This window comes from Microcystis sp. M169S2, from assembly GCF_020245865.1.
Classification (GTDB): Bacteria; Cyanobacteriota; Cyanobacteriia; order Cyanobacteriales; family Microcystaceae; genus Microcystis; species Microcystis ichthyoblabe_A.
This window is the reverse complement of sequence record NZ_JADBUB010000183.1, coordinates 1-20,806: the sequence shown is the minus strand read 5'-3', so window position 1 is coordinate 20,806 and position 20,806 is coordinate 1. Positions and strand designations below refer to the sequence as shown.

Annotated in this window: 17 protein-coding genes and 2 pseudogenes; 11 read left to right on the top strand and 8 right to left on the bottom strand. The window is 44.4% G+C overall.

Annotated elements, in window-relative coordinates:
* Positions 1-4 precede the first annotated feature (4 nt).
* Positions 5-439 carry a YidH family protein gene (locus tag IM485_RS17485; protein ID WP_002767348.1) on the bottom strand — a complete coding sequence of 145 codons (435 nt, stop codon included), beginning with the start codon at positions 437-439 and terminating at the stop codon, positions 5-7.
* Positions 440-799: 360 nt separating this feature from the next.
* Positions 800-1,483, bottom strand: coding sequence for a cadmium resistance transporter (locus IM485_RS17480; protein ID WP_104396950.1), 684 nt, complete (start codon positions 1,481-1,483; stop codon positions 800-802).
* Between the two features lie 146 nt (positions 1,484-1,629).
* On the opposite strand from IM485_RS17480, the gene IM485_RS17475 reads away from it, so the two are divergent.
* From IM485_RS17475 to IM485_RS17460, 4 genes and pseudogenes are all read left to right on the top strand, one after another.
* Positions 1,630-2,550, top strand: a complete 921-nt coding sequence (locus IM485_RS17475; protein ID WP_104396949.1) for a LysR substrate-binding domain-containing protein — start codon at positions 1,630-1,632, stop codon at positions 2,548-2,550.
* A gap of 741 nt (positions 2,551-3,291) precedes the next feature.
* A complete protein-coding gene (locus tag IM485_RS17470) occupies positions 3,292-4,293 on the top strand; it encodes a hypothetical protein (protein ID WP_133164152.1) in 1,002 nt (333 codons plus the stop codon).
* Between the two features lie 90 nt (positions 4,294-4,383).
* Positions 4,384-4,626: pseudogene (locus tag IM485_RS17465) on the top strand (LysR family transcriptional regulator); the annotation flags it as partial.
* Between the two features lie 625 nt (positions 4,627-5,251).
* Positions 5,252-6,724, top strand: a complete 1,473-nt coding sequence (locus IM485_RS17460; protein WP_104396947.1) for a phosphatidylserine decarboxylase — start codon at positions 5,252-5,254, stop codon at positions 6,722-6,724.
* A gap of 243 nt (positions 6,725-6,967) precedes the next feature.
* On the opposite strand, the pseudogene IM485_RS17455 reads toward IM485_RS17460, so the two are convergent.
* From IM485_RS17455 to IM485_RS17445, 3 genes and pseudogenes are all read right to left on the bottom strand, one after another.
* Positions 6,968-7,093 (bottom strand): annotated as a pseudogene (locus IM485_RS17455) (PEP-CTERM sorting domain-containing protein); the annotation flags it as partial.
* A gap of 1,964 nt (positions 7,094-9,057) precedes the next feature.
* Positions 9,058-9,414 (bottom strand): iron-sulfur cluster assembly accessory protein, encoded by a 357-nt coding sequence (locus tag IM485_RS17450; RefSeq protein ID WP_002747572.1) that lies wholly within the window; start codon positions 9,412-9,414, stop codon positions 9,058-9,060.
* Positions 9,415-9,757: 343 nt separating this feature from the next.
* On the bottom strand, positions 9,758-10,147 hold the full coding sequence (locus IM485_RS17445) for a DUF8738 domain-containing protein (RefSeq protein WP_104396945.1): 390 nt from the start codon (positions 10,145-10,147) through the stop codon (positions 9,758-9,760).
* Positions 10,148-10,358: 211 nt separating this feature from the next.
* Between IM485_RS17445 and IM485_RS17440 the strand changes: the two genes are divergently transcribed.
* The 3 genes from IM485_RS17440 to IM485_RS17430 all read left to right on the top strand — a co-directional run bounded on the left by IM485_RS17440 (position 10,359) and on the right by IM485_RS17430 (position 13,867).
* The gene (locus IM485_RS17440) at positions 10,359-10,700 is read left to right on the top strand and encodes a phage holin family protein (protein WP_104396944.1); all 342 of its coding nucleotides are present in this window, start codon (positions 10,359-10,361) and stop codon (positions 10,698-10,700) included.
* A gap of 935 nt (positions 10,701-11,635) precedes the next feature.
* The gene (locus IM485_RS17435) at positions 11,636-12,604 is read left to right on the top strand and encodes a roadblock/LC7 domain-containing protein (RefSeq protein ID WP_238142022.1); all 969 of its coding nucleotides are present in this window, start codon (positions 11,636-11,638) and stop codon (positions 12,602-12,604) included.
* A 336-nt stretch (positions 12,605-12,940) separates the two neighbouring features.
* On the top strand, positions 12,941-13,867 hold the full coding sequence (locus IM485_RS17430) for an RluA family pseudouridine synthase (RefSeq protein ID WP_104396943.1): 927 nt from the start codon (positions 12,941-12,943) through the stop codon (positions 13,865-13,867).
* On the opposite strand, the gene bioU is transcribed toward IM485_RS17430, so the two are convergent.
* Positions 13,864-14,865, bottom strand: a complete 1,002-nt coding sequence (bioU, locus tag IM485_RS17425; protein WP_287744629.1) for a (S)-8-amino-7-oxononanoate synthase BioU — start codon at positions 14,863-14,865, stop codon at positions 13,864-13,866. The genes IM485_RS17430 and bioU overlap by 4 nt on opposite strands.
* A 310-nt stretch (positions 14,866-15,175) precedes the next feature.
* Between bioU and IM485_RS17420 the strand changes: the two genes are divergently transcribed.
* From IM485_RS17420 to IM485_RS17405, 4 genes are all read left to right on the top strand, one after another.
* Positions 15,176-15,391: a DUF2997 domain-containing protein gene (locus IM485_RS17420; RefSeq protein ID WP_002752708.1), complete on the top strand. Its 216-nt coding sequence runs from the start codon at positions 15,176-15,178 to the stop codon at positions 15,389-15,391.
* A 44-nt stretch (positions 15,392-15,435) separates the two neighbouring features.
* On the top strand, positions 15,436-15,822 hold the full coding sequence (locus IM485_RS17415) for a DUF1257 domain-containing protein (protein ID WP_108937258.1): 387 nt from the start codon (positions 15,436-15,438) through the stop codon (positions 15,820-15,822).
* Positions 15,822-16,229 carry a ferredoxin gene (locus IM485_RS17410; RefSeq protein WP_002747586.1) on the top strand — a complete coding sequence of 136 codons (408 nt, stop codon included), beginning with the start codon at positions 15,822-15,824 and terminating at the stop codon, positions 16,227-16,229. Before IM485_RS17415 ends, IM485_RS17410 begins: the two co-directional genes overlap by 1 nt.
* A gap of 68 nt (positions 16,230-16,297) precedes the next feature.
* A complete protein-coding gene (locus tag IM485_RS17405) occupies positions 16,298-17,014 on the top strand; it encodes a potassium channel family protein (protein WP_104396939.1) in 717 nt (238 codons plus the stop codon).
* On the opposite strand, the gene IM485_RS17400 is transcribed toward IM485_RS17405, so the two are convergent.
* Both IM485_RS17400 and IM485_RS17395 read right to left on the bottom strand, forming a co-directional pair.
* Positions 16,971-18,599, bottom strand: coding sequence for a cation:proton antiporter (locus IM485_RS17400; protein WP_002752713.1), 1,629 nt, complete (start codon positions 18,597-18,599; stop codon positions 16,971-16,973). The genes IM485_RS17405 and IM485_RS17400 overlap by 44 nt on opposite strands.
* A gap of 1,122 nt (positions 18,600-19,721) precedes the next feature.
* Positions 19,722-20,453 carry an undecaprenyl-phosphate galactose phosphotransferase family protein gene (locus IM485_RS17395; protein WP_104396938.1) on the bottom strand — a complete coding sequence of 244 codons (732 nt, stop codon included), beginning with the start codon at positions 20,451-20,453 and terminating at the stop codon, positions 19,722-19,724.
* Positions 20,454-20,806: the final 353 nt, after the last annotated feature.

Below are 20,806 nucleotides of genomic sequence, written 5' to 3'. Positions count from 1 at the left end.
GAGTTCACTCGAAAGTCATCATACTACCGATCAACAGATCGGGACTGGTGGCGACAAAATAGATAATTCCTGCACCGAGAATAACGATCGCTAAACTAAATAGTACCACCCATCGATCGGCTGGTTCGTAGGTATCTTCATCTATATCTCGTCTGACTGTAAAATAATGGGCCGTGGTCAAAAATACGGTCAATAAACCCACTAAAGCAAACATTAAGCCCAATTTCCAACCATAACCGGGCCGGGGAACCAGAGGAGGATGAAAGGCCCGTAAACGCAGGATAACCATACCAAAACCCATTAATGCGATCGCTGTTCGCATCCAAGACAGATAGGTGCGTTCATTGGCCAGATGATCGCGGACTCGATTGGGATTGACTTTTTTCGGTGTAATGCTGGTCTTGCTTTCCGTCACTGGTGATTTGAGAAAAAATAACATGATCGAGATGACTAGGGGTCAGTTTCAAGTTGATCGCTTGAGAAGATGATGTTATTCTATGGCACTTGAGTTATAGATGGTATGGAAAAAATCTAAAATCTCTTTTTAAATGTATTTGTATTGAATCAAAAATTAAATAGGGTTTGCTCAATAAATCTAAAAACCTTGTTGGGTAAGACTTTTAGACTTTTTGTCAACCAAAAAGTACCAGATTGGGGAGTGATCGGGGGGAAAATGCAGGTACTTTTTCCCTGAAAATTAGGTAATTGACCCCCTCAAAATCGCTAAAACCCTACACCCTACACCCTACACCCCACACCCCACACCCTGCCCCCACCGAAAAACTTTTTGCCGCAAACCCTAAATAGATTCTGCTTGCTGCTGGAAAAGCGCCCATCCATAGCTTAAGGATAGGGCCAAGAAAGCCAGGGGAAGACTTTCCTTGATCATAAACACACCCAAACCGATCAGCACACAGGGGACAAAGTGGCTGCCGTGACTGGTAATTAAATTAGCGATCGCCGGTAATTGGGTTAACTGATGAGCAGTAAAACACCAAACACCCACCAAGATCAGAAAAACGCTGACGATAGTAACTAAATTTGGCCAGGTATTACTAGCAAACAGCGGCAAATAAATCCCGATATTATCGCTGCCATTGGCGATGGTAATTGCCGCCACAGCGCCGGTTTGAGGGGAAAACCAGGCCAGCAAAGGAGAAGACGGTGCTGATTCTACAGCCATCTCCAGATGATTATCCGTCTCGGTTTCTTCTCGCTGCCAGAGACTCCGAATCCCGAAAATCACGGGCAACAGGCCGAGAAAACGAATCCACTGAGCCGGAATCAAGAAACTCCCGAAAAAGCCGGTTAAACTCGCCAAAATCAGCAGGATAAAGCCTAAATACTGACCGATAACGATATGACGACGGCGAAAAAGTTTATTGACCTGGGTAAAAAGAATCGTCAAAATCAGGATGTCATCGAGATTAGTGGCAATAAAGGCCGCTATTGCTGTAGATATGGCAGTAATCATGGTAGTCATAGGATTTTTTTCTTAATCGGCTCTTCTGATCTCGATCGCCCTACTTCTACTCTAGAAAGAGCCATTAATAAAATCAAATATTCTTTCTTGTTGATTTAATAAATTAAAATGATGGAAAGACCAATAGAGACAAAAAACCCCTTGCCATGGCCAGAATGACCCTAGATCAACTGGAAATCTTTCTAGCGACTGCTGAACATCTCCACTTCACCAAAGCAGCAGAAGCTTTATATATCACCCAACCGGCCGTCAGTGCCGCCATTGCCTCCCTAGAAAATGAATACGGGGTGAAATTATTCCATCGCGTCGGTCGTCACATCGAGATCACGGAAACAGGACGTTTACTGCAATTAGAAGCGCAACGCATTCTTACCCAGGTAACTTTGACAGAAAGGGGATTGGCGGAATTTAACGACTTGCAACGGGGAGAACTACAATTAGGATCGAGTTTGACTATTGGTAACTATTGGCTGCCGGCAAAAATTAGCGATTTTCAGGAGCGCTATCCGGCAATTAAGATCAACTGCACCCTAGCTAATACGGAAGAAATCTGTCTGGGTACGGCTAACGGACGTTTTGACCTAGCATTAATCGAGGGAGAAGTCAAGAGTGATTTAACAAATTGTTTAGAACAGGAGATCGTCGGCAGCGATCGCCTATTAATTATTGTCGGACGTTCTCATCCCTGGTATAAAAGAGAAGCGATCGAATTACCCGAATTAGTGGAAACCCCTTGGGTAATGCGAGAATCGGGATCGGGAACTCAACAAAGATTCGAGGAAGCTTTACAGAATTGGGGCATCGATTTACGGACATTAAAGGTGACTTTGGTGTTAAATACGGGGGAAATGGTGAAAGCAATCATCGAGAATAGTTTGGCAGCTGCCGGGATTTCCGAATTGATGGTTCAAAAGGAATTAGAATTAGGCACATTGCGATCAATTCGAGTCATCGATACTTCCGGTTTATCCCCTCGCTATCTCGAATTTATGCGCCCTTTTTTAAAAATAAAACACCGTCAGCGCTTTCAACCCCGCGTCTGTCAAGTTTTCGAGCAGATGTTGTAATCTGATAGCAATCACCAAAAATTAACCGGAGAGAAAATAAAGCTATGTAAGGGAAATTATCTTTGGCAAAAAAGAGAGATTATAGCGTTTTTCAGTCTGCTGAGGTACAAAAGTTATGGGTTTTAGGCAAAAGGCAAGAGGCAAAAGGCAAAGGGTAAGAAAAACAGGTGTACCTTACTAGCTTAGGAAACGCTATATAATAAATCTGGTTATTAAAAACTGATTATTTATTCTACCTTTTGCATGAGTGCCTATCCTGATATGTAGCCTATGCTCAACGGATTTAGTATTAGGTATAGATCTCGACCTAATATTATCTCAAGACTCAAAGTCTTTCTAGTCAAGAAACTTACCCCAATAAAAATAATTTTAATTGCCCCATATTTTTTTGTTGAAATTGAATTAGCAACGATAGATATACACGGCAGCTATCGAACTATTTACTTAGGGTTGGCTGAATAAAATTGATTTTCGGTAAACCTTGAGTGGTTTTATAGCGGTTCTCACACCTGTGTGGTACAGTTAGACCTTTGCTGATTAAGCTTTTTACCATCGATAATGTACCTCTTGCGAACAGGAAACGCTATATATAATTTTGCCTTAGCAGTTACAAAAATTCACAAAAATTTACAAAAATTTCTTGAAAAATTTGGCAATCAAGAAATAGGATTAGTGCCAACCTATAATACCAGAATTTTGTTAATTCTGTTGCTTATGATACTATCATCTTCTCGAACCGTTGTGTCAGCCCTTCTTGGAGCAGGAGTCGCTATTGGCTTCGGTACGCCGGTTCTTGCACAAACCACCACCTCTTACAGCATTACCCACGGTTTTAGCTTTAGTGTCGGGGGAAACACGACTCCTCTCGTCCGGGGATTCGACGGGGGAAGTGCTTTTGCTTTCTCTCCTTACGTCTCGCCACCGGCAGCATTCTCCAGCTATGTGAATCTCTCCTATCCCCTCGGCCCTCCTTGGACCCGTTTCGACTCCGTGAGTGTTTCCAGAGGGTTGGCATCGGCTACCGCTAGTTCCTATACGCAGATCAATAGTCTTGGAGTCGGAACAGTATCGGGATTCATTAATGCTTCTGGGACAGCGAGCGCTTTGGAACGCGGGGAAACGGCTTGTGCTAATAGTTACACCGGAGTGACAGCCCGACAAAGAATCCGATTACCTTTCGGAGGCGTGATCTGGGGTCCCCGATTCGCCTTGGATTTTGTCAGTGGAGGAGGGTGTGCGGTAGGCAAAGACCCGATTAAATTTACCGTCACCGATCCCGATACGGGGTCGATTCTCAGTTCAGGACAGTTTTTAGATATTACCAGTACGGGTGATGGTAGTGTCAACTGGGGTGAAAATTCCCTCGATTTTGCTATTAGCGACGGAACCTTCAGCATCGACCTTAATAGTCCTTTTATTCCTGATAACCAACGAGGCACTTTGTTACTCAAAGTTCAGGGAGGCATCATCACCGATTCCCAGGATACGGGAATTTTTGATGGTTATTTGCCTCAAATTGGAAGTTCCGGTACTTTCTCGGTCTCCGGCTCCAATTTCAAGCCCGATCTTACCTTTGACTACGATCTAGGAGATTTCGGTAAGGAGGTCGATCTAGAAATCACCGCCGACGGTGGGGCGATTCCGGTTCCCGAATCCTCAACGATGAACCCGTTAAGTTTGGGGGTTTTAGGACTGATTTTCTTGGGAGGGAAACGATTCTGGAGAAGTTCTTCTAAAAAGTAGTAGTTTGTCATCACTCAATCAGTAAGGTGCGTTCCCCCTCGTCGATTAGTTGCGTAGTCGGAGTTGCAGTGGGGAACGCACCCTACGAAATCTTTGCTGTTAAATACGGGAGAAATGGTGAAAGCAATCATCGAGAATAGTTCGGCAGCGGCCGGCATTTCCGAATTGATGGTTCAAAAGGAATTAGAATTAGGCACATTGCGATCAATTCGAGTCATCGATACTTCCAGTTTATCACCTCGCTATCTCGAATTTATGCGCCCTTTTTTAAAAATAAAACACCGTCAGCGCTTTCAACCCCGCATCTGTCAAGTTTTCGAGCAGAGGTTGTAATCTCATAGCAATCACCGAAAATTAACCAGAGAGAAAATAAAGCTATGTAAGGGAAATTATCTTTGGTAAAAAAAACAGATTATAAGTAAGTAGTTATAATTAAATTGAAGATAGATTTTGCATCTGATCTCCCCTGCTCCCTTATTAAGGGTGGTGTCTGACAACTTTTAAAACCTACCTACTTACTAAATCTGGTTATTAAAAACTGATTATTTATTCTCCCTTTTGCATGAGTGCCTATCCTGATAGGTAGCATATACTCAACGGATTTAGTATTAGGTATAGACCTCGACCTAATATTATCTCAGGCAACTAGACCCACTTTCTGCACTTCTTAACATTCAATTGATAATTTTTACTAATCTATTGCTGACAAACCTTTGCCAATCAGGATTATAGCTACAATGATGGATTTTTTATTAAGGTGAAGAATTGTAAATTTTTTTCTCAGAAAAAGTCAATTATTGAAAATGTTCTTAATAGTAGTTTATACAATGAAGGTTTTTCGTCAAAACATCTTGGGGAATGTAAAAATATATAAAAGTATATGAAGATGTGCGGAATGTCGGCCCTGTCTGTGGAGATTTTAGATAGATAGTTTGATATTCAACAAGAGGAAAATGGCATGAACACAAATCACAACCAGAGTTATGGCCGGTTGAAATGGAAAGCGGTGTCGGCGCGGGAGGCCCAGCACCTGAACGAGCAGGGAGTTTCATCGTCAATCCCGCAGGGGCCGAAATTCCTTAAAGAGCTACCCCCCGATAGCGCGGTGTACGAGCCGAAGCAGCCGATCACAAAGAAACTTAAAAAGCTCATCGACGATTACGCCTATGGGGGGGCCTTCCAGAGCGCGATCTTGAAGATAAGACAACAGCGCATCCCCGAACTCGATCGGATACACAACCTCTACCAATTTTACTATTACATCGATGCCCTGGTAACTTGGATACCCGGGTTGCGGGTCTGGGAATGGCAGGGCGACATTTACCACGAACGCACAGATTATCTGCACCTGACGCAGTTCTATTACTACTTCAACCAGCCCGAACTCGTCTCCCTGCAAAGCCCCATCGCTCCCTTTACCGGCGAGGCTCTCACACCGCTATCCCTCTGGCTTCGGGAATTTGCGGTCGAATGGGGCGAATTTCTCGACACACCCGAATCGGCCAAGTATCTCGTAACCTATAAGTTCGGGCCAGAATATACCTACCAGGACTACAATGGGGGCGAAAACGGGATCGAGAACTACAAGACATTCAACGAGTGGTTTTCCAGGACTTTCAAGGATATCGATCGACAGCGGCCGGTCGCCCAGCCAGACGATCCTCGGATTATTGTCTTCCCAGCCGAGTCCACTTTTGTCGGCCAATGGACTATCACCACTCCGGCGGGCGAGCCGATGCCCGCACAGTCCTCAATCGTGGTCAAGCACGTCGAATGGCCTATCCCAGAACTGTTAAAGGGTTCCGAGTATGCCCAGGATTTCGAGGGCGGCATTCTCGTCCACAGCTTTCTCAATGTCTTCGACTATCACCGGCAGCACGCCCCGGCAGCGGGCAGGATAATTGAGGCTAAATTTATCCCGGGACAGGTTTACCTGGATGTCCAACTTGACCTACTCGATGCTGAGGGACGTGCCGATGAAAACTCATCCTTGGCCAACGTGGCCATGCCGCACCGTTATCTGGATGCACAGGATGCCACAGACTATCAGTTTGTGCAGTGCCGTGGGCTTTTTGTCCTGGAAACCGCTATCGGCAAGATCGCCGTGCTGCCCATTGGAATGGCACAAGTATCCTCCGTTGTGTTCGTCAAACCAGGGACGCAGGAACTTATCCGTCTTACCCAACAGGAAAAGAAGGGGCGATCTTATGATGAGCAGGTGGCACTGATCAACGAGAAGGTGCGCCAGGAGGTGGTGGGAAAAACGGTGTCGAAGGGCGAGATGATCTCGACTTTCCTCTTCGGCGGCTCCGACATCGTGATGGTATTCGAGCGTCAGTCCAACGTCAACATCACGGCTACGGTAAATGTTCACTATCCGGTGCGGAGTCAGTACGCCTATTCAAATATCGCCAAACTGCTGTCGTTTTGAATGATCGGTTGAAGCAAAGGTTCTTCCAGTGCCTGATTCACATCCAGGCGCAGAATTCCGAAAATTTATCAGGTAACAAGCCTACCCTTTCCAGGAGATGAAAATTATAGTCATTTCAGATAAGTCTGATACAGTCTAGACCGACAAAATCCTTAGGAACTCTGGGATTGATATTCTCAATCTTAATTGAAATGACTATACCTACAAGAGCGGAGGGAACACACCTTACTGATTGTGGGCAATTTAGCCGACTTTTGTGGTTTCTTTTGTGGTGGATTGGGAGGGTTTGAGTTTGCGCTTGAGGGTTGAAGCTGCGCCGAGAGCGCCGAGGGCAACCAGCCCAAGAAGGGAATTGGGTTCGGGAACCGCTTTCATCGTCAGTGGCCCAGCTTTGACTAGACTATCTTCCATGGTTGCGAACTCAAGGAAGATGGGTTTGACGCTGAAAAACTCACCCGAGCCAAGATAGCCGTCAACTTCTGGGACAAAAGGTGGGTCAGACCAATCAGGGGGTGTGGGAGCAGGGAAAACGAATTCGCCTGGTGCTGGCACGAAGGGCAGCACCTGCTCTCCAGGGGTGGTACCAGGCTCCACCACACCTACACCACTAAAGGCAAGGAGAAAGGTGGGCAAGTCATCGGCCGGGGTGTTCTTCCACCTCCACCAAAAGTCGGGTGCAAATTCCTCAACTACTGGCAAACCTATTGATAGATCAACTGGCTCCTCTGATAGATCAACCGGCTCCTCTGGGGCAACTGGCTCCTCTGATAGATCAACCGGCTCCTCGGGAGCAACCGGCTCCTCTGATAGATCAACCGGCTCCTCTGATAGATCAACCGGCTCCTCTGGAGCAACCGGCTCCTCTGATAGATCAACCGGCTCCTCTGGGGCAACTGGCTCCTCTGATAGATCAACCGGCTCCTCGGGAGCAACCGGCTCCTCTGATAGATCAACCGGCTCCTCTGGAGCAACCGGCTCCTCTGATAGATCAACCGGCTCCTCTGGGGCAACCGGCTCCTCTGGGGCAACCGGCTCCTCTGGTGGGATATAGCTTGAATTCGTGGACTGACCGAACGACCATACATCCGGCTTAAGCTTCTCTATCGTCGCCTGGGCATCGGCGAGATTGGCAGCCGCTCCATAGAAGATATTGAAAGTGCGGGACTCACCTGGGGCCAGATCACCAAAAGCAAAATCAAAGACGGAACCTTGGTCTGCCGATCCTTTTTGGAAGAAATCAACATTGATCGAAGAATCGGAGAGAAGAATTTCTCCTGGGTACCAGCCCGGATCTGAACTGGCGAAGCCGTTGTTGCTGGCAAAGCGCACCTTGCCACCGGCGGATTCAAGATTGCTTTCCACCCCAAAGTGGCTCACATACTCATTAAACTCAGTGGCTGGCACATCCCAATCCATCACGCGGCGATAAACCACATCAGTAACTGTTTCCGTGCCGCTGTTTGTGATGGTGATGTTGCCTTGAAACACATTGGGGACCGAGGAAACACCGTAGAAGTGCTTAATGTCAACGGGATAGTCGGCCAATTGAATTAAAGAGGAGGCTGTTGTGCTCGTGGAACCAAAGACCCCGCCCGTCAGACCACCATTCCCCGCCGCTTGATTGACAAAACCAGCGACGCGGTTGCCCAAGGGATCAGTGACAGCCACACCCCACCCTTCACAGAGACAACCTGAGGCGGTGGCATCCCGCCAGGTTCCATCGGGGAAGCGATAGGACAAGCCTGTCGTCCGTGCATTGACGGGCCCGAAGCCTAATGGATCTGAAAAATTCAGATGACCAGCATCGTTCACGCCAAGGGCGACGGAGGCAAGAGATGGATCGGCATTGTTAAAGATCACCGCCCCTACCTGTGCCTGAGCCACTTGCGGGGACAAGGCACTAAGAGCAGTCGCCAGTCCAAGTCCTGCGCCTGCAAGCAACGAATTAGACAAGTTCTTAATACTCATGAGAAACTAAAAGATTTTTACAAGTGGGAACGCTATCCTCGCAGCTGGGTCAGCCAGCCTATGTAGGGAAGATAATGAAATTTTGCCTCCTTCCCCCTGAACTATATTCCAGAATAGATATAATTTAATAAATCTTTGCATTCCTCTCTCCGACCAGCGACTCACTTAGACTTTATCCCGATGTTGCCAGAATAGCCTATCAGTCTATACCGTTTTCAGATGTACCAATGAAGAACTTCGCAGACAGGGAGGGATTCCCATCGTACAAAAAGTATAGGGCAAGTCTCCGATTTTGCCGAGGGTTTTGGCCAAAAAAAAATCGCCTCTGGGAGGTGGGGGTGAAAGGTATCACCCCAGAGAAATAATTAAACGCCAAAAGACTTACCACAACCGCAGGTTTGACTGGCGTTGGGATTAGTGAATTGGAAACCACCGCCGATCATCGCGTTGCTGTAATCTAACATGAGACCATAGAGATAGAGCAGACTTTTTTTATCAGAGACAATTTTGAAGCCATCGTAATCGAAAACCTCATCTTGGGGGCCAATATTGCTAGGATGCTCAAAATCCATCATATAGGACATTCCCGAACAACCACCCTGACGCACACCCACGCGCAGACATAAATCCTTGCCCTGTTGCTCTTTGAGCATGGTAAGGTGTTTGAGGGCAGCCTCACTGAGTAAAATTCCTTTTCCTTGAATCTGAGTAGCTTGTGTCATCTTTAGCAGGAACTCCTAAACGCAGTTGAAGGGGACATATAAAACTTTACCTTCTCCTACCCATCTTAACGATAGTTGAGGGCTGATGACCGAATTACTTCTTACTTTTCCCAGTATCGCGGGAGTTTTAGGGCAAAAAGAAGCAAAAAACTGGGATTATTAATTAAATAGGGTTTCTACATACGGATAAGTTCTTGAAACAAATCATAGAGCCATTCTCAGCCGATTTTCATCACCCAACCTGGTGCTTGAGACAATTCACCTTCTGGGAGGATGATAATCAAATCAGGAAAACACTGCCTTGGGGATGCCGAAAAAGCAGCCAGAAAAGAGCAAAAGAAATTCACTTTTCTAAACGGAGATTAGCACCGCTGCTATCGGTGCGATAAACCCAAGTTTTTTGCTTATCAGTCAGAATAATTCGCCATCCTTGCACCAGTGCTTGAGTACAAAATTCCCCCGGTTTAGCTAATCCTAAACAACCATCGGGCCAAGTTTGCGGTTGTGCTGCTTGAATTTGCAAGCGATTAACGGATATATTGGTTTTCCGACTCAAATCTTGACGGGTAGCGGCGATAACCGACTTAGGTGGCTCAGGAGATGCTAAACTGGGTGGCGCTAAGAGGAGAGAAAGCAGACTCACTAGCATTAAAGTGCCAGTTGCTCCCTGAATAATTCTCGTTTTACCGATTGGTACTTGCTGGCTTTGGCTAAAATTTTTTCTGGATATCATCTTTAGTGCTGCCTCTTTTCTGGGAGTGATAGTCCGAGCGAATCCTCCGGTTTATCACCAGTGTAACCGATACTATGTTCCCGCTCTGGTTTTCGAGCAGAAGCAGCAGTCACTCTCAGTTTTCGTTGTCATCTCCTGAAGACTTCCGCCTCTTTAAGTGGCGATGGCGATTAAAATAGATGAGGATGAACTATCTTAGATGGATGGGCTTATGTTATCTTTTTTCCTCCGTTGGTTGATTACCGCCGTCTCTTTATTGATTACAGCGCAAATAGTACCCGGTATAGAAATTAAAAATTTTACCGTGGCTTTGATAGCTGCTGTCGCTTTGGGTTTAATTAATGCTATTATTAGACCCCTGTTGATTCTTTTTACCCTGCCTTTAACTATTTTAACCCTAGGGTTATTTATTTTTGTGGTCAATGCCATTTCCTTTTCTTTAGCCTCCTATTTTATCAGTGGTTTTGAGGTAAAATCATTTTTTGCAGCTTTATTCGGTTCGATCGTGGTTTCGATCATTTCAGGAGTTTTAAATGGTTTTTTTGTTGACTAAAGTGGGCAATAATTCGGTTGTTTAAAACACCTTGGTTTACTCTGATTGATTAGTTTCTGCTCTAGAGACGTTGTTGCAATCAACGTCTCTCTATTTTTGGGAAAATGGCGATAGTTTTTATATGGGAATCGGGAAATTAAATTGACAAAAATCATCGTTTGTGTTAAACAAGTTATATCGATTATTGATCATGGGGCTTGATGGGATATTTATTATTTTATGGATGATATCGCTTGGAACTAGAGCGAGGAAATATCTACGGGTTTAGCGTGGCTTTTGTGGGCAAGTTCAACTACTATTAGAATAGTGACCTTTTATGAAGATTTGCTTAACTGGAATGATCCGATCAAACAAAATAAATGTAATGATGTTAATTAGATAACTAATAAGCTTTCTTAACTATCCTTCCAGACAGCATAACTACAAAAGTGCAGAATGGAATTGTTGAGCTAAGTAAATTAACTAATCCCAAGCCAACTTTTCTTGTCTGTGTTTGCTTTAGAGTCACAATGGTCGCGGCAAAAGTTTTTTGTTATCATTCAATTTAGATTGTTAAAAAAATGACAAATAATAAAAAATCTTAGCAAATAAAACAAAATTGATACAGTTCTCATTATCGGTCAAATAGGAGCAGGAAAAACAGGTTTCTTAACAGCATCTTATCGAACTTTCAAAAATCAAACAACTTCGGGAAATCGGGCTAATATTGTCTTGAGTTCTCAAGAGGAAGAAAGCGAAGAGGATATTGAAAAATTCCCAATTATGTTGCTAAAATAGGTCGATATACCCTCGCCATTTTAAAAATAAGTAACTTTGGTTTTAGTTTACAGCGACAATTCGCTGGTGAGATTCACCAGGATAAAAACTGGAAAAAAGATATAATTGTGTTAAAATCATTCACAAAAGCAAGCTGGAGTAATTAAACTTTACAGATCATGTCTTGGATCGTTGAACAACTGATTTATAGCAGTTTCTCACAACTGGGATTTAAATATATCGCTAGTGCAAATGTCCCCCTAGGGATTCAACAGGTTTTTTATCAACATATAGTCTCTCAGTTATGGGACACCTATAATCCTCCACACAGGAACTTTAAAGGAGTCTATATCTATCAAATTGACTCCTATAACACCCTCTTTGGTTGGTTAATTAACGATGGTGACGATGAATTTAGTCGTGGGGACATCCCCTACTTTCATTGTTATTATTTACAGGAACTACTCGACTCGAAAAAACTGGTTAAAATTCTTGCCTGTCTAGAGGCAGGTCCCCTAAAACGTATTTCCAGAGATGAGGCTAAAATCTCCCTTGATCCCGTAATTTTAGACGACAATTATCAGGCAAATGCCTTTGAATTAGGAATTAAACTTTCTAAAGATATTCGTCTGTTTAGCCACCGACAACTGCGGGAAGAAAAACCGCTGCAATGGTTTATCTCTTTGGAAGAAACTACAGAACGACCACATCACACTGATAATAACTATGATGACTCTCAAAATACCTTCCCTAGGGAACCAAATTACCAGGCAGAAATTGCTAAAATTTTGGAAGAATTAGCCGAAAAACCGATCGCTATTGAGGGAATCATGCTTGTTTCTCCCCAGGGTCAAGCTTTGACTGATTCGATCGGTATGCCACAGAATAGTGCCTTAATCTTAGCAGGAACAATGATTTATCTTGCCAATAACACAAAGGAGGAATTAAGCTGGTTTGATGTGGAACAAATTGCTATTCGCAGTCCCCAGGGTCATCTGATTTTAACCCCTTGCAGTGACCAAGCTTTTCTTTTAGTGAAAACTGGCAAAACGATCACGGGATTGTTAGAGGGAGAAATCCAAAAAACTCGCTCAAAATTAGCAAAAATTCTCGCTATCTCTAACCTCTCTGTTAAATCCCACAGTTAATCCCCCACTTGATTCCGTTGTAGAAGAATTCGAGATCGTCCTCGAAACCGAAGATGATAACAGTACAGATATTCGTTACCCGGGTAGAACCTTACAGTGATCAGTAATCAGTAATCAGTGATCAGGAGATTATTTTTATTTATTCTCCCCTCTCCCTTCCCCCTAATTCATAATTCATAATTCATACTAAATTTGGTTATTAAAAACTGATTATTTATTCCCCCTTTTGCCTCTTGCCTTCTGCCTCTTGCCTCTCCTGATATGTAGCCTATGCTCAACGGATTTAGTATCATAATTCATAATTCCCACACCCTACACCCTGATCACTAAAAACCGATGAACCAATTAAACTTAGAAGTTGCGGGAAAAAAAGAACGTTTAGATGCTTGGATGGGGTCACAATTGCCCGATTTATCGAGATCTAGACTGCAAAAACTGATAGAACAGGGATATATACAGTTAAATGGTCAAATTTGCACCAATAAAAATACGAAAGTTGGTCAAGGCGATCGCTTAAAGATTACCATTCCCGACAGTCAACCCCTGCAATTAAGCGCCGAGGCGATCGAGCTTGATATTCTTTACGAAGACGAATATCTGATTATTATCAATAAACCTGCCGATTTAGTGGTTCATCCGGCCCCCGGTCACGAATCGGGAACCTTGGTCAACGCTTTACTACATCACTGCCCAAATTTAGCTGGAATTGGTGGAATTCAACGCCCTGGTATAGTTCACCGCTTAGATAAGGATACCACGGGCGCGATCGTTATTGCCAAAACCGACCAGGCCCATCAACACCTACAGGCACAATTAAAAACCAAAACTGCACGCCGGGAATACATGGCCCTTGTCCACGGTGTCCCTAAAAGCGAAACAGGTACAATTGATCTGCCGATCGGTCGTCACCGCAGCGATCGCCAAAAGATGGCTATTATTGCCGTGGAAAAAGGCGGTAGAAATGCCGTCACTCACTGGCAAATCAAGGAAAGACTAGGCAACTACACCTTAATGGAATTTCGCCTAGAAACTGGCAGAACTCATCAAATCCGCGTTCATAGCAGCCATATCGGTCATCCGATTCTTGGGGATCCCCTCTATAGTTCCGGTCGTTCCATCGGAATTAATCTACCAGGGCAATTACTCCACGCCTATCGTTTAATCTTAATACATCCGGTCACGGGGGAGAGCCTAGAAGCGATCGCTCCCTTACCCGCTATTTTCCCGAAAGTTTTAGCTATTTTACGCCAGAGAAACCCCTAGCGCACAAATTGCGGCATAATCTCCGCTGCTGTCCATAATCCGTAGATACCGCGACGATGCAGGGAAACCCCCGCTTTCAGATAACCAAAAGCTGGCCCGCAGACATTAGCCGCCATACTGGTTTCATCACCTAAAGTGAAGGTATGGGTGGAAATTTTGCCTTCAAAAGTCCGCCCCGTGACCTTAACATTGGTACTTAAAGGCTTTTTCGGGTTGCGCGTATCCACCACACCCCCGACGGAAACCCGATCGCGTCCACAGATTCCAGCCAATTCCAGCATAATATCGTCCGCGTGTTCCATATTTTCGAGGCTGAGAATGCCATTGGTTTTATTTAACAGCATTTCCACTTCCGCGTCACTCATCTGGTGGGCCGTTTCTGGGTCGTAACCGGGTAAATGGGCGATATCTTCACGAATAGTGGCACGATAAGCCTCCCAGTTGGCAATTCCCACGCCAAAGGTAATTTTAACGCTATGAATCTCTGCATAACTCTGGGCAGCTAGGGCAGCGGCCGCAGTTAACAGTCCGGGGGTAGCACCGCAGCCGGTCATGTAGGTGATGCCGGCGGCTTCTAGGTCTGTTTGTAGTGCTAAGATTTGTTCCATGGCGCTGGTACGTTTGAGCGCATCGACTAAAACCCCGCGCCAACCTAAGCGAATGAAAGTTTTAGCGATATCGGCCATGAAATTGTTAGGTAAATTCGGCAAGGCAAGAAAATAGCCTTCTACGTCGGCAGTTTTGATTAATTCCTCGATACTGTTCTGGCTGAGACTGCCGTAATTTTCCAGATAACCGATCGAACCCCGGTCATGATAAATTTTGTTACAGGTATTGACATCTAGACCGTCTTTGTGGTAAGCAAAACCGGCTTTATCGGCGGCGGCAGTCCAAAGCATTTCCTGTTTGGGGGCGAGAATTCTAGCGGCAGCCTGTCCCAAACCACCAAAACCTAAAACACCGATCCGAAGGCGATCGCTGGCTATTTGTTTATTCATATTTGTTCTGATTCCTATAGACAAAATTCTATGATCTCGGCGGTCGTGGTTCGCCGTTGCATCTCCTTTATTTTCAATTTATCGCTTCAGGTCGTCTTTTTTGTGTAGTTTTGTTAAATTATGCCCACTAGGTTAAAGTTCGCCCTTGACGATGAAGAAAAGTTACGCGAAACTTACAAAAAATGAAAGTGGTTGGCCGAGATAATATAAAGTTTTGCTAAAATTTTAACCAGATTGCTACGATTAGCAAACTATCGTAAATTAAAACGATAGGGAGCTTTGCAAACCCCAGATCACGCCGAGAAGACCTATGAGCATGGAAAGCCTAGAGTTTATCATCTATCCCGATGGTCGCGTCATGGAAAAGGTGACAGGCATAGTCGGTTCATCTTGTCAAGAGGTGACGGCGGCGATCGAGGCACAACTCGGGCAGCTGATGTCTCAAGAGAAAACCTCGGATTATTACCATCAAACCGTCAGCCAGTCAGAGAAAGTCAGCAACGCAGCCACTTTTAGCGACTGGTAATTTTTCATCTTTCCCAATCCCTTTATTTAAGCCACTGAAAAACCATGTCACACTTTAGCAATATCAAAACCAAAATCCGCGATCTATCCTACCTAAAAGCCGCCCTCAGCGATATGGGGATGGAATGGAAAGAGGGTTCCCACCCCGTCAAAGGTTATCAAGGTCAAACTTTAACCGCAGAGGTGGTAATCGAGCAAGATAACAATTACGATATCGGTTTTCGCTGGAATGGTAACGAGTACGAGTTAGTTGCCGATTTACAATACTGGCAACAACCCCTAACCGTAGAAGGATTTTTAAGAAAAGTAAATCAAGGTTATGCCTACCAGACCATTCTGGCAGAAACTGCTAAACAGGGTTTTCAGGTGGCAGCACAGGAAAAAAATACTGATGGTTCTATTCGTCTAGTGGTACAACGTTGGAGCGCCTAATGGCTGATTTTTCTCCCGAACGCTCTGGTTTTGAACCAGAGTTAGGGGGATTCCTGAGAGATTCCCCCGATCGCACTGGTTTTGAACCGGAATTGGGTGGTTTACTGCGCCAGAAAGCGGTTTACGTCGATGAGGTCACTTGTATTGGTTGTAAACACTGCGCCCACGTTGCCCCCAATACCTTTTTTATTGAAGGCGAATACGGTCGCTCTCGTGTCTATAATCAGGACGGTGACGAAGAAGAAATTATTCAAGAAGCGATCGAGACTTGTCCAGTTAACTGTATTCACTGGGTTAATTATAATCAGTTGTCATCTCTTGAGGAAGAACGCAAACATCAAGTGATTAAACAGTTAGGTTTTCCTCAGATTCACAAGAAATTTAGCCCCGCAGATTTAGATATCTAGGGTGGATAGGTGCAGCCTCATCCATCCATTATTTCCTAGAAGTCAAGTTTGTTAAGTAAAGAGCCGCTATGTACGTTTTAATTGGTGGGGCGGGAATGGTGGGGCTAGGTTTAGCCCAACAACTTTTAGACTTGGGACACACCGTCGCCATCGTTGATGTGGATCCTTTAGCTTGTCGGTTTGCCCGGGAAAAAATTGGTGTCATGGCCTTTGAGGGGAGTGCTGTCAGTACGAAAGTTCTGCTAGAGGCGGGGATTCGACAAGCTAACGCGGTTGTTGCCGCACTGAGGGACGATGCGATGAATCTAGCCCTAGTTACCTTGTCCAGAAGTTATGGCATTTCCCATATTGTGGTGAGAATGTGCGATCGCGAATTTCTCGAGGCCTATCGTCTTGCTAGAGCTAGTCACATCATCAGCACGATTGATTTAGCTGTTGTCACCATGGCCAATGCGATCGAATACCCCGAAGTAGAATCGATGATGCACTTTGAACAGGGACAAGTGGAGGTGCTAAAGCTGCCCGTCCCCAAGGATTGTTATGTAGCTGGGCGTACCGTTGCCCAAATCGCTCAAGATGCCAACTTTCCGACTGGTTCGCTGATTATTGGCTATCAGTGTCACGCTTCTGCCAGTTTAGAGATTCCCAACGGGAATACCGTCCTAGAAGCAGACTCAACTATTCTGGTGGTCACTCGTCCGGAATTCGTCAAACCTATGATCGATTACCTCGGCATTCAAACTAATCATCGTCCAACGATAGAAGTTTCTCATCCAAACCTTTAACGTAGGATTGTACCAAGTCTTCCGGTACAATGCGTTTGCGAAGTGCATCGCTCAAGGCTGCTTTCTCAGCGAGGAACAATCGTCGTCGAATGGCATCTAACTGACTGTTGTTAGGCTCCATTTGCCCCGATCGAGACTGATTATAAGCATCCCGCAGCAGCCGTTCCGATACCGCCACTTTTGCCTGATAAGATGCCCACAGTTCTTCGTACACTGCTTTCGGTAAAACGCCAGATTTCAGTAAATTGGCTAACTCATCTTGTGCCGCTTTCGACGCGATCAACTGCAGCTGCAACTGGCCAATCTCCTGGGTTACTGCCGAAACCTGACTAATATTGAGCTTTTTAATTAACCAGGGTAAGGCTAATCCTTGGATAACCAGAGAAAATAACACAGAGCCAAAGACTAGCTCGATGATCAATTCCCTCCCTGTTAGAGTCAAAGGAATAGCAACCGCTAGGGCCATGGAGAGGGAACCCTTGATGTTGCCCAAAATCAGAATATGTTGCCAGCGCAAGGGGATCGGTCGATCAATCCAGCGAAGTACCCATAGTAAAGAATACACTGACAGAATACGCCCCAATTGATAAGCCAAAATGACCAGCACAATCGATGGCAAGGTTTGCCATAGGGTCAAGGGGTTGATTTCAATACCAATAAGCAGAAAAATAAAGGTATTGACGATAAAACCGGCATATTCCCAAAAACTGATCAGGGTAATGCGATCGGATGCAGAGGCGCTGCGAGGCAGCCCCAAGTTACCAAAGACAAGTCCGGCAATAACTACCGCTACCGCTCCCGATACACCCAAAAACTGCCCGAGTTGAAAAGCTCCCAAGGCAAGCGCAACCGTAAGCAACAGGCTACTCAGCGGCTCCCGTAAGCGCACATAGATGGGCAGACACAGGTAGCCTAGGACAGCGCCCACTAATCCCCCACCCAGAGCAACGATCAACACTTCCTTGATGACTTGTGTAGTGCTGATGGTTCCAGTGGCGTAAATCACCAAGAGCAAATTGAAGGTGACGAGTGCGGCTGCATCATTAAATAGTGTTTCCCCTTCCACAATAGTGGAGAGTCTAGAGGGAACCCGAATTTCTTTAAAGACGGCAATCATCGAGACAGTATCGGTGTTTGCCAGAATCACTCCCACCAGTAAGGCGGGAATCCAATCTAGCCCCAGCCCGAATTTTACCAAAACGGCAATAATCGCCGCAGAAAAAACCGAGCCGGGACCTGCGAGCAGTGCGATCGGTTTAAAGGTGCTGCGAAGACGGCTGATATCGGTATTAATCGCCGCTTCAAAAATCAGAATCGGCAGAAAAAGGTTAAGCACTAAAAACGGATCTAAGCCAATACGACGAGATAACAGATCGGTAATCGGTAATCCTGCTAAGACTAAACCTGCCACATAGGAAATGCGTAATCGCTGGGTTACTAGAGCCACAGCAGTGGCAATCAGTAGCAGCAGGATCAAGACAAGAACCAGTTCAGGAATGTCTCCCACCGTTTGGCTGTTCACAGCAGAATTGCTATCGAAGGATTTTTGTTGTGCTGCCCAGGCTACTAATAATTCTCCCCTCATAAGACGATTTTACCGAGAATATAAGAACTTGACTATTGTTCATAATACAAGGTAGGTTATGGCAGTTAGAGCCTTTCTCAGAAAGATGAGGTTAGTTATTGTTGCTAAAATACTTGATGAGTAAGGATTAATTTGTACTTCATCTTTAGGAGAAAGAGTGAGAAATTTTCTATTTACCCGGTGATTACTGTGGGGAGGGGAAAGTTAGAGGCAATCGGGGCAAAATGATAAGTATTTTATATACAAACATCTTCAATACTTAAAAATATTTAAATTTACAATTGGTAATATTTATTTTTACTCAAGAATTTATTGAGAATAATTTCTATTTATTTAGGAGATAGCAATACTTCCAGCGATTCTGGTATAATTTTGCATTATGCTATGGTGGGTTTTTCTGTTCTTTTTTGGACTTTTTAAGGTCTAGCTTGCCTTGAAACCATTGCTAAATCTAGACTTTCCCTTTTAGCCAAACCAAACACTTTCGCCAATTATCTCTTTTTTCCCCAACAACGTTGATCTAATTTTTGTGTAGTTTTGTTGCAAAGTCAAAATTTTTTTGACAAAATGCCTAAATTGTGGTAAAGACGAAATGACGAGATTTAGCATCATCTCTGGTTCCCGTGTTTCCTAAAATCAGAAACTTCGTACCTCACCCTTAAGATAACTGCTAAGTAGGGTTTGCTGAAAAAGGCCTAGGATGGGGTCAGGCAGAAGACAGGAGTTTAAGGCTTTGTTGCTCCCCTTTTTTTTACCAGTTTGCGTACCACAAAAAGGATAATGCAAGGTTTTTGAAGGTCTCAATCTATTTTCGCAGCATGAACATCGGCTCTTAAAAGGTCAAAAGTCTTATTTTAAAAGGGTTCTACCATTATCTAGCAAGCCCTAATTACTATAGCGTTTCCTAAGCTAGTGAGGTACACCTATTTTCTTCCCTTTTGCCTCTTGCCTTTTGCCTAAAACCCATAACTTTTGTACCTCAGCAGACTGAAAAACGCTATATCATAATATTTCTTCTCAAAAAAAGAGGAGAAAAAAGCAAGTTCTGCCTTTCTCTCCTCCAGTCTAGCGATTAATTACATTGGAACAGTAGCCAGTAATCTTGAACTACTATTCACCGCTTTAGTAAGCACCGTTATTTTTGGGAAAAACCACAACACCGATAGTTCTGAAGATTACCCAGATATCGGTTAACCAGTTACGCGAATTAACGTAATACACATCCATCTGCACCCGCATGGGATAGGGAATGTCATTACGTCCAGAAACTTGCCATAAACCAGTTAAACCGGGGCGAATAGTTAAAACTTTCTCGATGCGATTGCCATATTTCTGCAATTCTTCGGGAACTAAAGGCCGCGGACCGACGACGCTCATATCTCCTCGCAGGACGTTGAAGAATTGGGGAAACTCATCTAAACTGGTTAAGCGGAGAAACTTGCCAATCCAAGTTATGCGGGGATCGTCCTTGAGCTTGAAATTATCTTCGAATTCCGCTCGCAGTTGGGGGGAGTCTTCCATCAGTCTCTCTAATACCTTATCCGCGTCCATTACCATAGTACGGAACTTGATACAGTTGAAATGCTGGAAGTTTTGACCGACGCGCTTCTGCATATAAAAGACCGGACCGGGGGAACTAATCGCGATCAATAAGGCTAAGATTAAATAAAGCGGCGAAAAGAAAATTAGAACCGATAGGGAGAAAACGATATCGAATAATCGTTTTGAGGTATCGCCGTCTAAAGCTATTAACCAAGATTTTTGATGCCGTCTACCAGAGACCGAAGGTTTGAACCCTCGCTTCATCAAAGCTTGTAGAGCCTTGACGGAGATAAGTTGGCCATTAGCAGTCATCTTACTCCTTCACATCACACACACCACACAGTATCTATGATAAAGCCACAAGACTGAAAAAACAAGTCTTCGGGTCAATAACTGGCACTGGCCATTTTAGAGCCTTTGTACTGAAAAATAGACCTCTTGCAGAAATCCAAAATCGTTGTTAGGGTTAGGAGTCAGTAGCCAGTAGTCAGTAGTCAGGAGAATTAAGAATGAATAATAATCAATAGAACTCTTGCAAATTAATTATATGTTATAATGATGGGTTGACTAATTTTCCCCAAAAAATTAGTTAATCAGTACATTCATCCTGAATGAAAACTTGAAGTTTAACTTTTAACTCAAAACTCTTTAGAGCTGCTTTAATT

Bases quoted from the DNA above. Each gene is read 5' to 3' on its own strand.
- IM485_RS17485 (WP_002767348.1), bottom strand. From the start codon at position 439: ATGTTATTTTTTCTCAAATCACCAGTGACGGAAAGCAAGACCAGCATT.
- IM485_RS17480 (WP_104396950.1), bottom strand. From the start codon at position 1,483: ATGACTACCATGATTACTGCCATATCTACAGCAATAGCGGCCTTTATT.
- IM485_RS17475 (WP_104396949.1), top strand. From the start codon at position 1,630: ATGGCCAGAATGACCCTAGATCAACTGGAAATCTTTCTAGCGACTGCT.
- IM485_RS17460 (WP_104396947.1), top strand. From the start codon at position 5,252: ATGAACACAAATCACAACCAGAGTTATGGCCGGTTGAAATGGAAAGCG.
- IM485_RS17450 (WP_002747572.1), bottom strand. From the start codon at position 9,414: ATGACACAAGCTACTCAGATTCAAGGAAAAGGAATTTTACTCAGTGAG.
- IM485_RS17445 (WP_104396945.1), bottom strand. From the start codon at position 10,147: ATGATATCCAGAAAAAATTTTAGCCAAAGCCAGCAAGTACCAATCGGT.
- IM485_RS17440 (WP_104396944.1), top strand. From the start codon at position 10,359: ATGTTATCTTTTTTCCTCCGTTGGTTGATTACCGCCGTCTCTTTATTG.
- IM485_RS17435 (WP_238142022.1), top strand. From the start codon at position 11,636: ATGTCTTGGATCGTTGAACAACTGATTTATAGCAGTTTCTCACAACTG.
- IM485_RS17430 (WP_104396943.1), top strand. From the start codon at position 12,941: ATGAACCAATTAAACTTAGAAGTTGCGGGAAAAAAAGAACGTTTAGAT.
- bioU (WP_287744629.1), bottom strand. From the start codon at position 14,865: ATGAATAAACAAATAGCCAGCGATCGCCTTCGGATCGGTGTTTTAGGT.
- IM485_RS17420 (WP_002752708.1), top strand. From the start codon at position 15,176: ATGAGCATGGAAAGCCTAGAGTTTATCATCTATCCCGATGGTCGCGTC.
- IM485_RS17415 (WP_108937258.1), top strand. From the start codon at position 15,436: ATGTCACACTTTAGCAATATCAAAACCAAAATCCGCGATCTATCCTAC.
- IM485_RS17410 (WP_002747586.1), top strand. From the start codon at position 15,822: ATGGCTGATTTTTCTCCCGAACGCTCTGGTTTTGAACCAGAGTTAGGG.
- IM485_RS17405 (WP_104396939.1), top strand. From the start codon at position 16,298: ATGTACGTTTTAATTGGTGGGGCGGGAATGGTGGGGCTAGGTTTAGCC.
- IM485_RS17400 (WP_002752713.1), bottom strand. From the start codon at position 18,599: ATGAGGGGAGAATTATTAGTAGCCTGGGCAGCACAACAAAAATCCTTC.
- IM485_RS17395 (WP_104396938.1), bottom strand. From the start codon at position 20,453: ATGACTGCTAATGGCCAACTTATCTCCGTCAAGGCTCTACAAGCTTTG.